This window comes from Merdimonas faecis, assembly GCF_001754075.1.
In the GTDB taxonomy this organism is placed as follows: domain Bacteria; phylum Bacillota; class Clostridia; order Lachnospirales; family Lachnospiraceae; genus Merdimonas; species Merdimonas faecis.
Genome location: NZ_MIEH01000018.1, coordinates 163330 through 176631, shown reverse-complemented (window position 1 = coordinate 176631; position 13302 = coordinate 163330). Strand labels below are relative to the sequence as shown.

Here is a 13302-nt window from a genome sequence, read left to right as displayed (position 1 = left end):
AAATTCAAGTGCTTTTCCAGTTTTTATGGAAGTTCCAGGAAAACCGGCTTTCGTTCTGAAAATTCTGTATAGTACCGGAATCCGCAGCTTTTCAGGATTTCCGATACCTTTTCATAATCATAGGCGATGTGTTCCGGTTTATGCCCGTCCGCACCTACAGTAATAATTTCGCCTCCCAGCTCTTTATATCTTTTCAGTACATCCGGATGGGGATGGGCAAAGGGCAGCCCGTATTTTAAGCCTGCCATGTTCAGCTCGATCCCTTTTCCTTTGGCAATCACTGTGCGGAGGATCTCATCGATCAGATCCGCATATTTTTTATAGGAATACTGCTTCTCCCGTTCTTTTCCATAGCGTACCACATAGTCCAGATGCCCCAGCACGTCAAATTCTTCATGGCTTTTTACATCCTCAAGCATCTCTTCCAGTGCGATCCGGTAGATCTCCTCGTCCGGACGTCTCTGAAAATCTTCGTCATGCTGCATTCCGTATACTACATCCTTTCCCAGAATACTGTGAAGGGACCCGATCACGAAATCAAACGGGTAGCGGCGTACAAACTGATTATAGAACTCCGCAAGATGCGGCTGCATGCCAAGTTCCACGCCGATCCTGACATCAATGCGCCCCCGGTATTTTTCCCGGAGCGGGATCATAGCCTGAAAGTACGCTTCGGGATCAAAAATATCTTCCAGCCCCCAGGACATATTGTCCTTATCGAAATGATCTGTAAAACAGATCACCTCCAGCCCTTTTTCGATGGCCCCCTGTATCATTTCCTCCGGACTCGACTTAGAGTCATGGGAAAAATTCGTATGCATGTGCACATCTGCTCTCATTTCTTATTCCTCCCTTACGATCGTTCCGCCGCCCAGAACATATTCTCCGTCATAAAGTACCAGCGCCTGCCCCGGAGTGACTGCTCTCTGAGGCTCGTCAAAGATACATAAGATCTCATCCTCTCCGGTCTTTTCCGCCGTACACCAGGCCCCTTTGTGGTTGTACCGGATCTTTGCAAAGACCCGTTTTTTCTCCGGCAGATCTTCCACCGACATAAAATTGATATGGCGTGCCCTGACCTTGCGGGTCAGTGATTCCTCGCCGGTCCCCACCACGATCTCGTTGGTGTCCGGCCGGATCTCCAGCACAAACACCGGATGCCCCATGGAAAGTCCCAGTCCTTTGCGCTGTCCCACTGTATAATGAATAATCCCTTTATGCGTTCCCACCACACTTCCATCGGACAGCACAAAATTCCCAGGACGGCTTCCCGCATCCGTCGTCTCTTCAATGAACGATGCGTAATCTCCGTCCGGCACAAAACAGATGTCCTGGCTGTCCGGCTTCTCCGCAACCAGAAGCCCCAGCTCCTTTGCCATCTTCCGGATCTCGTCCTTGGTATAGCTTCCTACCGGCATCAAAGTGGAGCTTAACTGCTCCTGAGTCAGATTATACAGCGCATAGGTCTGATCCTTGGCCCCCGTCTCAGAAACCCTTAAGCTAAACCGGCCATTTGGCAGCTTTTCGATCCTGGCATAGTGCCCCGTCGCAATATAGTCCGCTCCGATCCGGCGGCTTCTCTCAAGCAAGGACTCCCATTTCACATACCGGTTGCAGGCAATACAGGGATTGGGCGTCCGCCCGTGTAAATATTCATCGATAAAATAGTCTATGACATGTTCCTTAAATTCTTTCCGGAAATTCATGACATAATAGGGAATTCCCAGGGATGAGGCCACCCTCCTGGCATCGTCCACAGCGCTTAGGCCGCAGCATCCGCCATTTTCCTCCTGCACCTGCTCATCTTCTTCCTGCCAGATCTGCATGGTCACCCCGATGACGTCATACCCCTGCTCCTTCAAAAGCCAGGCCGCCACCGAAGAATCCACACCGCCGGACATGCCGACTACCACTTTCTTTCGTTCCATGATACATCCTCAGTCTTAATATTCTTCTTCCTCTTCTTCCTCGTCTTCGTGGATATCCGACTTCGGTTTTGTCAGTCCCTCAATCTTAATACCATGTTTTTCGGCATAATCCCACAAAGCCGCATGAATGGCTTCTTCCGCCAACAAAGAACAGTGTACCTTAACCGGCGGCAGCCCGTCAAGTGCCTCCATGACAGCTTTATTCGTCACCTGCATAGCCTCCTTAACTGATTTTCCCTTCACCAGCTCCGTAGCCATACTGCTGGTAGCTACTGCCGCCCCGCAGCCGAAGGTCTTAAACTTTACATCCCGGATGATCTGGTTTTCATCAATATCCAGATAAATCCTCATAATATCTCCGCACTTTGCGTTCCCTACCGTTCCAACGCCGCTGGCATTCTCTATTTCTCCCACATTTCTTGGATGTTCAAAGTGGTCCATAACCTTTGCTGAATACATACTGATTCCTCCTGTTCTTCCTCTATACGTTTTTCTCTTGTTTCTTTACAAAATCCTCGTAAAGCGGCGACATATTCCGAAGTCCCTCTACGATCTCTTTTAAACTGTCTACTACATAATCCACATCTTCTTTTGAAATCTCCTCATTGATCGTAAGGCGCAGTGACCCATGAGCGATCTCATGAGGAAGGCCGATGGCCAGAAGCACATGTGACGGATCCAGTGATCCCGAGGTACATGCAGATCCGCTGGATGCACAGATTCCCTTCATATCCAGACGGATCAGCAACGATTCTCCTTCAATGAACTGGAAACTGAAATTTGCATTGTTTGGCAGACGGTCTGTCCGATGTCCGTTCAGCCGGCAGTACGGGATCTCGTTCTCTACCCTCCGGATAAGATAGTCCCTTACCTCTTTTTCTCTGGCTGTCCGTTCTTCCATCGTGTCAAAAGCCCGCTTTACCGCAGCGCCCATCCCGACGATTCCCGGCACGTTTTCTGTTCCGGCGCGGCGCTTGCGCTCCTGCGCTCCTCCATGGATAAAAGAGCGGATCTTCACGCCTGTACGGATATACAGAAATCCGATGCCCTTTGGTCCGTTCAGCTTATGTCCGCTGGCGCTCAGCATATCGATATAACATTCATCTACATTGATGGGAAGATGACCGTAAGCCTGCACCGCATCTGTATGGAACAGGATGCCATGCTCATGGGCGATCTCTCCGATCTCGCGGATAGGTTCTACCGTTCCGATCTCGTTATTGGCATACATAACAGAGATCAGGATCGTATCTGGCCGGATCGCAGCCTTTAATTCCTCAAGATCTACCTTTCCATCCTCGTCCACATCAAGGTATGTCACCTCATAGCCCTGCCGCTCCAGATACTCTGCTGTATGGAGAATCGCGTGGTGCTCGATCTTCGTGGTGATGATATGCCTTCCCTTTGCCTGATAAGCCTCTGCCGTTGCTTTCAGCGCCCAGTTATCCGCCTCAGAGCCTCCCGCAGTAAAATAGATTTCCTTACTCTTTGCTCCAAGGGATTCGGCGATGATCTTACGCATCTCATCCACCACCGTCTTATTCTCCGCCGCAAACTGATATACACTGGACGGATTTCCGAATTTCTCCGTGAAATATGGAAGCATAGCTTCCAGTACTTCCGGTGCCGTTTTTGTCGTTGCTGCATTATCTAAATATAAAAATCTGCTCATCCTATTCTCCTCTCTGCCGTCCGCTTCCGGGACAGCTCCGCATTTTGATTTATGGCTGACTGCACTGGGGCTCTTCACATCCCCCGGCAGGATTTACCTTTTTACTTTCCTCCACCAGCTCGTCCAGCATGATATGGTCCACCGTATCATTAATACTGTCATTGATCTTCTGCCAGACATACTTCGTCACGCATCCTCCGGCGGCCAGACAGCCTTCTTCCGAATAAAACGCTGCACATTTCACCGGTTCAAGACTTCCTTCCAGTGCCCGCAAAACATCTCCCACCGAAATTTCAGAAGCTTCTTTCGCCAGCACATATCCCCCCTGTGCTCCCCGGATGCTGGACACCAGCCCGGCTTTTTTCAACAATGCTACCAGCTGTTCGAGATAACGCTCCGAGATTGCCTGTCTGGAGGCGATACTGCTAATGGATACCGGCTCATCTTCACTATATCTGGCGAGATCGATCATGGCCCGCAGGCCGTATCTTCCTTTGGTAGAAAGCTTCATTTTCTCACCTTCTTTTTAATTCCTACTATTTTACTGGGTTATCTTTCTGTAGGATACCATTGACTGGTAGTTCTGTCAAGCCTCTCTTTTGAATATCTTATAACAATATCCTTAAGGAGTCCTGCTATGTCCCGCGCACACACATTGATTAAAGGAACTCTGATCCTGACCATGACAGGTCTTGCCACCCGCATGATGGGCTTTTTCTACCGCATTTTCTTAAGCCATGCATTTGGAGAGGAGGGCGTTGGTCTCTATCAGCTGATCTTTCCTGTTTACGCCCTGGGATTTTCTCTTACCTGTGCCGGAATCGAGCTGATACTGGCCCGCCTGGTAGCAAAAGACACGGCTCTCGGACGAAAAAAAGAGGCCCGGCAGTTGTTGTACACGGCCCTCTTAATTACAGTTTCTTTTTCCAGTATTGTAACACTATTCCTCCAAAACTATGCAGGATGGATCGCCGTGGTATTTCTTCGCGACCCTCGCTGTGCCGGGCTTTTAGTCATCTTATCTTATGTCTTTCCTTTTGCCGCCATTCACAGCTGTATCTGCGGCTACTATTTCGGTCAAAAGGAAACCGGCGTCCCTGCCGTTTCCCAGCTGATCGAACAGAGCGTACGGATCGGCAGCGTGTTCCTTATTTATTTTGCAGCCGCAGAACGAGGCATTACCGCAGATGTCTCCTTTGCCGTTGTCGGACTGGCAGCCGGAGAGCTCGCTTCCTCCTTCTACTGCCTGCACATTTTGATCTCCGGCAAAAAAGGAGAGCCGAAAAACCGTCTCTCCTTTCTCTCCCTTTGCCGGCAGATTCCCCGGCTTTTGCTCCCTTCACTCCCGCTTACCGGGAACCGGGTCCTTCTAAACCTCCTGCAGAGTGCGGAGGCAGTCTCTATCCCTCTGCAGCTTAAAACAGCCGGTATGACCCAAAAAGAGGCTCTTTCCGTCTATGGCGTTCTGACCGGTATGGCTCTTCCATGCATCCTGTTCCCTTCGGCAGTCTCTGGCTCCATCTCCACCATGCTGCTTCCGGAGGTCGCCCGGATACAGACGCTGCGTGATAAAAAAGCTTTCCGCACCCTGGTCATAAAGGTCACTTCTTCCTGTATTGCTATGGGATGCTTTTGCTGCGCCTTTCTTTTGATAACCGGTCCCTGGATCGGCAGTCATATTTTTCACAGCAGCCTGGCCGGAAATCTGATACAGATCCTGGCATGGATGTGTCCCTTTTTATACACCAACAACACTCTGATCAGCACCATTAACGGTATCGGAAAAACAACTCTCACCTTTCTCATCAATGCTGCAAGCCTTGGCCTCAGGATAGCCAGCATTTTCCTGCTGATCCCCTCCTTCGGGATCCAGGGATATCTCTGGGGTATGCTGGCAAGCCAGCTCTGTGTATTTTCCTGCTGTCTCCTGGTTCTAATCCGATATCGTTTCCCGGAAAAGAACAGCTGACCTGTTTTCGCCGCCGGGCGTCACTGAAGCGTCTCCACAAACATTTGCATCAGCACGGGATTCACATAGCACTCCAGCAAAAAACCTGTCAATATCAAAAACGCCATGCAGACAGTCTTAGACAGATTCCACCGTACCTCCGGATACCGGAACAGATACCATAGAAGAATCAGATAGCCGGCCGCATAGAAAAAAAGATGCGGAGTCAAGGCAATCAGACAAAGCACCAGTCCCTTTCCTCCCATCTTCAGCACTGCCGCCGTCATGATAAGCCCCAGGGAAAAGCCTGTCCAGGCCAGAAATACAGCCGCAGAAGCTTTCCGGAGCTTTGTGGAACCAAGAGCCGCCAGCAAAAAAAGCGGAACTGCCCGTATCCTTGCGATATACCAGATATAATCAGCACTCAGAATCTCCACGCCGGAAAACCGTCCAAGAAAATACTCCTGAAAAATCCCGATCCCGGCAATCTCATCTGCCGCCAGCACATTGGCATATAGGATCCCCGCCAGAAATCCTGCCATGCAGATCCACACGACATACATTCTGTTTTCCCGTATCTTCAAAGAACCCCTCCTTAGTCCGTCAGATACTTCATTATATGCCGCATTTTACCTCGTATGCCAGGATTGCCGCAATGGTCTTGGAATCCTGAATCTTTCCTTCAAATATTTTTTCCTTCAATTCCGCCAGCGTATATGCCTTCACATCTACATATTCATCCTCGTCCAGATGCTGCCCTGTCTTTTTAAGATCCCTCGCCAGATAAATCTCGATCTTCTCATCGCAAAAGGCTACCGTGGTCCGGAGCGTCAAAAGATGCTCCAGATGCTCACAGCGGTATCCCGTCTCTTCCTCCAGTTCCCTGGACGCACAGGAAATTCCCGGCTCGTCCGGAGCGTCCAGCTTGCCGGCCGGTATCTCCAGTGTCATCCGTTCCAGTGCGTTGCGGTACTGGGATACCATAAGAATCCTCCCATCCGGCAGTACCGGCACCACGGCCGCCGCCCCGTCATGATGGATAAAATCCCAATCAGCGGTATTGCCATTTGCAAACTCCATATGATCTTTGTATACGTTCAGGATCGCTCCCTGGTATACCAGATCGCGTCCCGTTCTTTTTACATTTTCACTCATCTTTCTCCCTCCTGCATTTTCAAATGAACGCCCGTCGGTACAGGCGCCAAAATTTCCTATGTAATAAAAACAGAGCCGGTAATCATACCGACCCTGCCGTCATTTATCTTCTACTTGGCATAGTCCGTCACTCGTGACTCACGAATAACATTGACCTTGATCTGTCCAGGATATTCCAATTCATACTCAATCTGTTTTGCAATATCTCTGGCCATCAATACCATATCCGCATCAGATACCTGCTCCGGAACTACCATAACTCGAATCTCTCTACCTGCCTGAATAGCAAAAGACTTATCAACACCCTTGAACTGGTTGGTGATATCTTCTAATTGTTTTAACCTGTTTGTATATGTTTCCAATGTTTCTCTTCTCGCACCCGGTCTTGCCGCAGAAATCGTATCTGCCGCCTGAACCACGCACGCGATCAGAGTTTCCGGCTCTACATCGCCGTGATGAGCTTCCACCGCATTAATCACAGTCGCTGACTCTTTGTATTTTCTGCAAAGATCTACACCTATCTGGATGTGGGATCCTTCCACATCATGGTCGATGGATTTTCCAATATCATGCAAAAGTCCGGCACGCTTGGCAACTCTGACATCCAGTCCGATCTCGCCAGCCAGAAGTCCTGCAAGCTGAGCCACTTCGATAGAATGTTTTAACGCATTCTGTCCATAGCTGGTGCGGAACTTCATGCGTCCCAGAAGCTTGATCAGTTCCGGATGGATACCGTGAACTCCTACTTCCAGGGCTGCCGCCTCTCCTTCTTCGCGAATCATAACGTCGACTTCTTTCTGAGCCTTCTCGACCATTTCTTCGATTCTGGCCGGATGGATCCGTCCGTCGACGATCAGTTTTTCCAGCGCGATCCTTGCGACTTCTCTTCTGATCGGGTCAAATCCAGAAAGCACAACGGCTTCCGGGGTGTCATCGATGATCAATTCCACACCCGTCAATGTCTCAAGCGTACGGATATTCCGTCCTTCACGTCCGATGATTCGTCCCTTCATCTCATCGCTTGGAAGCTGTACGACCGAAATCGTAGTTTCCGCCACATGATCAGCCGCACATCTCTGGATCGCGGTAACGACAAATTCCTTTGCCTTCTTATCCGCTTCTTCCTTCGCCTGCGTCTCCAGTTCCTTGATCATCTTGGCGGTATCATGTTTCACATCTTCTTCAACAGTTTTTAACAAATATTCTTTTGCCTGTTCGGAGGTAAGTCCTGAGATTCTTTCTAGTTCCTGTACTCTTTGCCTGCTCAGCTCTTCCACTTTCGCTTCGCGCTGTTTCAGCTGTTCTTCTTTTGCTGCAAATCCTGCTTCCCGCTTTTCAATCGCGTCCGCCTTCTTGTCTAAAGCCTCTTCCTTGGATAACACTCGTTTTTCGTAACGCTGCAGCTCTGCTCTGCGTTCCTTGGTTTCTTTTTCAAGTTCATTTTTATTCTTTATGGACTCTTCTTTAATCTCCAAGAGAGACTCCTTTTTCTTGGCCTCTGCGGTTTTCACAGCGTCATCAATGATTTCTCTTGCTTTTGTCTCCGCATTTCCTATCTTAGATTCAGCGTTCTTCTTCAGATTGGACACGGTTACAAAATGGCTGATGACTGCTGCCGCGATGATCAGCACGACTGCTACAGCAATGATCATTCCACTCGGCACAGGAGCACCTCCTTATTTAATTTTCATTGTACAAATACAACACTTAAATTTTATACTGTTTTCACAAAGATGTCAAGCGTTCCACTCAGAAACTTGTATCACTCGACGGATATCTTCATAGCGGAAACCTTTTCTTGCCAGATAGGCCGACACCTTCTGTGTCTCCTTCCAGTCCGCCGTCTCCGGATCATATTTCTTTTTCCGGAGCAGCTCACGGATCGCCTGCTCCGTATCCTCCGTCTCATAACATTCGGCCATGGCCTCTTCGATCTGCTCTGCCGGAACTCCTTTCTCTGAAAGCGAGGCAAATATCTCTTTCCGGCTCTTCCGGTGCTTCCGTCCCAGGATAAAGCTTCTTGCATACTCCAGGTCATTGACATAGCCAAACGAGCTTACGTAAGCCATCGCATCATCAACCACCTCTTCCGGATAGCCACCGTCAAGCAGCTTTTTCCGAAGCTGGGCCTTCGTACGTCCCATCTGGTTCAAAAGGTGCATCGCTCTCAACTTCGCCCTGCGAAGAAGTGTCTCCTGGCAGATCCTCTGATAGACCTCCTCATCCAGGCTGCCGCCCTCTGTCAGGTGATAGCGAGACAGCTCGCCTTTGTATAAACAAAAGGCGGGCTGTCCGTCCAGGAAAACCTGATATCTCGTTTTTGTCACCGGTGCAATCCCTGTGATGATCATTCAGCTTTTCCTTCCTGCTTCTTTTCTGCTTTCTTTTCCTCTTTCTCATCTGCCTCCTGGCCGAAATGGTAATGCTCGCGGATCTGGTGGTCTAATGTCTCCATGATCTCCGGATGCTCGGCCAGATACTTCTTGGCATTTTCACGTCCCTGTCCGATCTTCTCGCCATTGTAAGCAAACCAGGCTCCGCTCTTGTTTACCAGATTCAGGCCCACTGCCAGATCCAGGATATCTCCTTCTTTAGAGATTCCTTTTCCGAACATAATGTCAAATTCTGCCTCCTTAAACGGCGGTGCGATCTTATTTTTTACTACCTTGACGCGGGTCCGGTTTCCAACCATCTCTCCGCCCTGCTTCAATGTCTCGATCCTGCGGACATCCATACGGATCGATGCATAGAACTTCAGCGCCCGTCCTCCGGTCGTGGTCTCCGGATTGCCAAACATCACGCCAACCTTCTCACGGAGCTGATTGATAAAGATAACCACACAGTTGGACTTACTGATCACCGGTGTCAGCTTCCGGAGCGCCTGGGACATCAGTCTCGCCTGCAGACCCACATGGCTGTCTCCCATGTCTCCTTCAATCTCCTGCTTCGGCACCAGAGCCGCTACAGAGTCCACGACTACGATATCCATCGCTCCGGACCGCACCATGGTCTCCGTGATCTCCAAAGCCTGGTCTCCGCTGTCCGGCTGGGAAATATAAAGCTCGTCGATATCCACACCAATATTCTTTGCATAAACCGGATCCAGCGCATGCTCTGCGTCAATAAACCCGGCAATTCCTCCCTGCTTCTGTACTTCTGCGATCATATGAAGCGCAACGGTCGTCTTACCACTGGACTCCGGTCCGTAGATCTCCACCACACGCCCTCTCGGAACACCGCCTAAGCCCAATGCAATATCCAGACTTAAGGAACCTGTCGGGATCGTTTCTACGGCCACCTGCGCCGCCGGATCTCCCAGCTTCATCACGGTTCCCTTTCCAAAATCCTTCTCTAATTTTGCGATCGCGGCATCCAATGCCTTCTTCTTATCTTCACTTGCCATAACACACTTCTCCTTCATACAGCGAACAAACGTTCGTTTCCTGGTTAATATACTATTATATTTATGATTTCTTGTCAAGCATAAATAATCATGAAATCTTTTGCCGAACGGCAGAAATGATCCGGCGGCTTATACCGCCAAAGATGAGGCCTCTGGTATACTTTTTTACTGAACTTTTTGATATGTGATAGTATATCCCATCAGCGCTGAAAAGTAAATAGATTTCACGAAATCAGCCCAAAAGCTCCGGCAGATGCTATCCAAAAACATCTGCCGGAGCTTTCTATCCATTCATGGTCTGATCATATTTTTCCCGTTCTGCCTCCCAATATTTCCGGTCTTCCTCCGTGACTTTTCTGAGTACCCGGCAGGGATTTCCTGCTGCCACCACGCCATCCGGAATGTCCCGCGTCACCACGGATCCGGATCCGATCACCACGTTATCTCCAATGGTAAGACCCGGGTTGATGACTACATTTCCGCCGACCCATACATTATTTCCGATGGTTACCGGCTTTCCAAACTCCAGAGCCTCTGCGCGTACTCCCGGATCGATGGGATGGCCCGCCGTATAAACACAGACTCTGGGGCCGAACATCACATTGTCTCCGATATGGACCTCACAGACATCCAGTATGATGCAGTCAAAATTTGTATAAAAATTTTCACCGATATAAATATTGGAGCCATAATCACACCGAAACGGCGGTTCAATGTAAAAATGTTCCCCGGTCCCTCCAAAAAGCTCCCGGATCAATTCCTCGCGGGTATCCAGATCCGCTTCCGTCGTTGCATTAAAAAGACGGGTGATCCTCCGGGAGCGGGCACAGTCCTTTGCCAGCTGCGGGTCATTTGCGGGAATATACAGTTCTCCTTTCAGCATCAGTTCCTTGTCTGTCATACGTTCCATTCCTTTCTATTCACACACCTGGCATACCAGCACTTCACAGGGTTCCAGGACCACTTCCCGGGCGTTAATCTGTTGCGGACGGTACATATTTGCCAGAAGGACCTTGCCAAGATTTTCCGAAAACTTTACCGTCATCTCTTCCTTTCCGAAGTTTGCCAGTATAACTGCTTTTTTCTCTCCGTCTGTTCTTGCATATGCAAACAGGCTCTCGTCTTCTTCAAAAAGCGGAAGAAACTCTCCATACACAAAAACATTTTTCCACTCTTCAGACTTACGAAGAGCGATCAGCTTCCGGTAAAAATGAAGGACAGATCCCGGATCCTTCTCCTGGTCCGCCACGTTGACCATTCGGTAATTTTCATTAACACGAAGCCAGGGCGTCCCTTTCGTAAATCCGGCATTTTCACCGGCATCCCACTGCATGGGAGTTCTTGCATTATCACGGCTGAATCTGTAACAAGCCTCCAGCGCTTCTTTGTCAGACAGCCCTGCTTCCCTTGCCTCCCGGTACTGATGATAAGTATCAATGTCATCGTAATCTTCAATACTGTCCATCTGGCAATTGGTCATGCCAATTTCCTGTCCCTGATAAATAAAGGGTATCCCCCTGAGCAGGACACTGACACAGCCCAGCATCTTTATACCGTCCGGATTCTGTGCGTATTCTGGCAGATAGCGGCTTGCGCCTCTTGGCTCGTCGTGATTCTCGATAATATTACTTAAAAACGCCTTTCCCTGACATTCCATCTGAGACTGAATGATCGTCTTTTTCCACTCCAGAAATGTTACTTCCCTGGTATCATACCATCCATTCTGCCCTTCTGTCAGCATATGGGGTGCGAAGTCAAACATACTGGAAAAATAGCCGTTCTCTCCTACAAACTCCTCCAGAGCTCCCTCTTTCAGATTAAAGACCTCTCCTACGGTAAATGTATCTCTCTTTGCAAATGTCTCCCTTTTCAATTCTCCCAGAAGCTCTCCGATACCGTCTACCCGTTCCACCATGGCCGTGCAGGCACACATGCCGTCCGGTCCGTCCGGCTCGTAGCTTGGGAAATTGACGTCTTTTTTGATGTTGATGATCGCATCGATCCGGAATCCGGCAATCCCCTTGTCCAGCCACCAGTTGATCATATCGAACAGCTCTTTTTTTACTTTTGGGTTCTCCCAGTTCAGATCCGGCTGTTCTTTTGCAAACATATGGAGATAATAAAGGTCCGTTCCCGGTACCTTCTCCCAGGCGCTTCCGCCAAAATAAGACCGGTAGTTGCTGGGCGGATTCCCGTCTTTTCCCTTTTCAAAATAAAAATATCCCGCATATTCTCCATAAGGATCCTTGAGCGCTTTCTGGAACCACTCGTGTTCACTGGAGCAGTGATTAATCACCAGATCCATCACTATACCGATCCCCAGCTTCTTTGCCTCGGCAAGCAAAGTGTCAAAATCCTCCATGGTACCGAATACCTCAGAGATCTTGTAATAGTCAGAAATATCATATCCCTGATCGATAAAAGGCGACTGGTAAACCGGTGACAGCCATACCATATCAATTCCGAGATTTTTCAGATATGGGAGCTTTTCCAAAATCCCCTTCAAATCACCTATGCCGTCTCCATTGCTGTCCTTAAAGCTTTTTGGATAGATCTGATAGACAACCTTTTCTTTCCACCACTGTTTTTTCACTGCCCGTTCCTCCATCTTTTCTTTTTCCCTTACGCAGTTTTCTGATGCTGCATTTAACCCTTTGATGATTATACTGCTCTTTTTGATGGATTTCTTCTCTTATTATGCGGTTTGATTGTACAATCCTAACTTTCTTTACATACATCCACCCACTGGAGGCTATGGCTGTATCGCTCCAGCTCTTCAATGCTAAGCTCGATCATACTGTTGCTGCTGCCAGCTGCCGGGAATACCGTTTCAAAACGCTTCAGGGACTCATCCAGATAGACTTCAACCCCCTCCTTGACAGCAAATGGGCAGACACCGCCCACTGCATGTCCCACCAGGTCTTCCACTTCTTCAAATTTGAGCATTTTTGCCTTGCAGCCAAACTGCTCCCGGTACTTTTTATTATCAATCTTTCGGTCGCCTGCCGTCACCACCAGCACCACACGATCTCCTGCCTGGAAGGACAGCGTCTTTGCGATCCTCTGCGGCTCGCATCCAAGGGCTTCGGCCGCTTCTTCCACCGTTGCGCTGGAGTGTTCCTTTTCCCAGACCCGGTCTTCCATTCCGTACTGCCGGAAATATTCCTTCACTTTTTCAATAGACATCGTAGATATT

Annotated in this window: 14 protein-coding genes; 1 reads left to right on the top strand and 13 read right to left on the bottom strand. The window is 49.1% G+C overall.

Translation table 11 applies throughout. From position 1 onward, the window contains the following. Positions 1 to 23 precede the first annotated feature (23 nt). Genes BKD12_RS09555 through BKD12_RS09535 form a run of 5 tightly spaced genes read right to left on the bottom strand, consistent with a single transcriptional unit; the run spans position 24 to position 4111 of the window. Positions 24 to 839, bottom strand: coding sequence for a histidinol-phosphatase HisJ family protein (locus BKD12_RS09555; RefSeq protein WP_070089091.1), 816 nt, complete (start codon positions 837 to 839; stop codon positions 24 to 26). A 3-nt stretch (positions 840 to 842) separates the two neighbouring features. Beyond that, entirely contained in the window at positions 843 to 1928 is a 1086-nt protein-coding gene (gene mnmA / locus BKD12_RS09550; RefSeq protein WP_070089090.1) for a tRNA 2-thiouridine(34) synthase MnmA, read from the bottom strand. Positions 1929 to 1943: 15 nt separating this feature from the next. Then, complete coding sequence (nifU, locus tag BKD12_RS09545; RefSeq protein ID WP_070089089.1) at positions 1944 to 2387, bottom strand: Fe-S cluster assembly scaffold protein NifU; 444 nt, start codon at positions 2385 to 2387, stop codon at positions 1944 to 1946. A gap of 22 nt (positions 2388 to 2409) precedes the next feature. Continuing rightward, positions 2410 to 3600 carry a cysteine desulfurase NifS gene (gene nifS / locus BKD12_RS09540; RefSeq protein WP_070089088.1) on the bottom strand — a complete coding sequence of 397 codons (1191 nt, stop codon included), beginning with the start codon at positions 3598 to 3600 and terminating at the stop codon, positions 2410 to 2412. Between the two features lie 49 nt (positions 3601 to 3649). Then, on the bottom strand, positions 3650 to 4111 hold the full coding sequence (locus BKD12_RS09535) for an RrF2 family transcriptional regulator (protein ID WP_070089087.1): 462 nt from the start codon (positions 4109 to 4111) through the stop codon (positions 3650 to 3652). Between the two features lie 126 nt (positions 4112 to 4237). On the opposite strand from BKD12_RS09535, the gene BKD12_RS09530 reads away from it, so the two are divergent. Continuing rightward, positions 4238 to 5569 carry a polysaccharide biosynthesis protein gene (locus BKD12_RS09530; RefSeq protein WP_070089086.1) on the top strand — a complete coding sequence of 444 codons (1332 nt, stop codon included), beginning with the start codon at positions 4238 to 4240 and terminating at the stop codon, positions 5567 to 5569. 20 nt (positions 5570 to 5589) lie between these two features. Here the strand turns inward: BKD12_RS09530 and BKD12_RS09525 are convergent, their stop codons facing one another. The 8 genes from BKD12_RS09525 to BKD12_RS09490 all read right to left on the bottom strand — a co-directional run bounded on the left by BKD12_RS09525 (position 5590) and on the right by BKD12_RS09490 (position 13292). Then, positions 5590 to 6132, bottom strand: coding sequence for a stage II sporulation protein M (locus BKD12_RS09525; protein ID WP_242872751.1), 543 nt, complete (start codon positions 6130 to 6132; stop codon positions 5590 to 5592). A gap of 31 nt (positions 6133 to 6163) precedes the next feature. Continuing rightward, on the bottom strand, positions 6164 to 6703 hold the full coding sequence (locus tag BKD12_RS09520) for an NUDIX domain-containing protein (RefSeq protein WP_070089085.1): 540 nt from the start codon (positions 6701 to 6703) through the stop codon (positions 6164 to 6166). A 110-nt stretch (positions 6704 to 6813) separates the two neighbouring features. After that, complete coding sequence (gene rny, locus BKD12_RS09515) at positions 6814 to 8367, bottom strand: ribonuclease Y (RefSeq protein WP_070089084.1); 1554 nt, start codon at positions 8365 to 8367, stop codon at positions 6814 to 6816. Positions 8368 to 8439: 72 nt separating this feature from the next. Beyond that, complete coding sequence (locus tag BKD12_RS09510; RefSeq protein ID WP_070089083.1) at positions 8440 to 9054, bottom strand: regulatory protein RecX; 615 nt, start codon at positions 9052 to 9054, stop codon at positions 8440 to 8442. Then, the gene (gene recA, locus BKD12_RS09505; RefSeq protein ID WP_070089082.1) at positions 9051 to 10106 is read right to left on the bottom strand and encodes a recombinase RecA; all 1056 of its coding nucleotides are present in this window, start codon (positions 10104 to 10106) and stop codon (positions 9051 to 9053) included. The genes BKD12_RS09510 and recA overlap by 4 nt, the downstream gene beginning before the upstream one ends. A gap of 283 nt (positions 10107 to 10389) precedes the next feature. Beyond that, positions 10390 to 11007: a sugar O-acetyltransferase gene (locus tag BKD12_RS09500; protein WP_408606959.1), complete on the bottom strand. Its 618-nt coding sequence runs from the start codon at positions 11005 to 11007 to the stop codon at positions 10390 to 10392. A gap of 15 nt (positions 11008 to 11022) precedes the next feature. Next, entirely contained in the window at positions 11023 to 12699 is a 1677-nt protein-coding gene (locus BKD12_RS09495) for an alpha-glucosidase (RefSeq protein ID WP_070089477.1), read from the bottom strand. Positions 12700 to 12824: 125 nt separating this feature from the next. Beyond that, a complete protein-coding gene (locus tag BKD12_RS09490) occupies positions 12825 to 13292 on the bottom strand; it encodes a YbaK/EbsC family protein (RefSeq protein WP_070089080.1) in 468 nt (155 codons plus the stop codon). Between the last annotated feature and the right edge of the window lie 10 nt (positions 13293 to 13302).

Bases quoted from the DNA above. Each gene is read 5' to 3' on its own strand.
- BKD12_RS09520 (WP_070089085.1), bottom strand. From the start codon at position 6,703: ATGAGTGAAAATGTAAAAAGAACGGGACGCGATCTGGTATACCAGGGA.
- BKD12_RS09490 (WP_070089080.1), bottom strand. From the start codon at position 13,292: ATGTCTATTGAAAAAGTGAAGGAATATTTCCGGCAGTACGGAATGGAA.
- BKD12_RS09500 (WP_408606959.1), bottom strand. From the start codon at position 11,007: ATGACAGACAAGGAACTGATGCTGAAAGGAGAACTGTATATTCCCGCA.
- mnmA (WP_070089090.1), bottom strand. From the start codon at position 1,928: ATGGAACGAAAGAAAGTGGTAGTCGGCATGTCCGGCGGTGTGGATTCT.
- BKD12_RS09530 (WP_070089086.1), top strand. From the start codon at position 4,238: ATGTCCCGCGCACACACATTGATTAAAGGAACTCTGATCCTGACCATG.
- BKD12_RS09510 (WP_070089083.1), bottom strand. From the start codon at position 9,054: ATGATCATCACAGGGATTGCACCGGTGACAAAAACGAGATATCAGGTT.
- recA (WP_070089082.1), bottom strand. From the start codon at position 10,106: ATGGCAAGTGAAGATAAGAAGAAGGCATTGGATGCCGCGATCGCAAAA.
- BKD12_RS09535 (WP_070089087.1), bottom strand. From the start codon at position 4,111: ATGAAGCTTTCTACCAAAGGAAGATACGGCCTGCGGGCCATGATCGAT.
- nifU (WP_070089089.1), bottom strand. From the start codon at position 2,387: ATGTATTCAGCAAAGGTTATGGACCACTTTGAACATCCAAGAAATGTG.
- nifS (WP_070089088.1), bottom strand. From the start codon at position 3,600: ATGAGCAGATTTTTATATTTAGATAATGCAGCAACGACAAAAACGGCA.
- BKD12_RS09555 (WP_070089091.1), bottom strand. From the start codon at position 839: ATGAGAGCAGATGTGCACATGCATACGAATTTTTCCCATGACTCTAAG.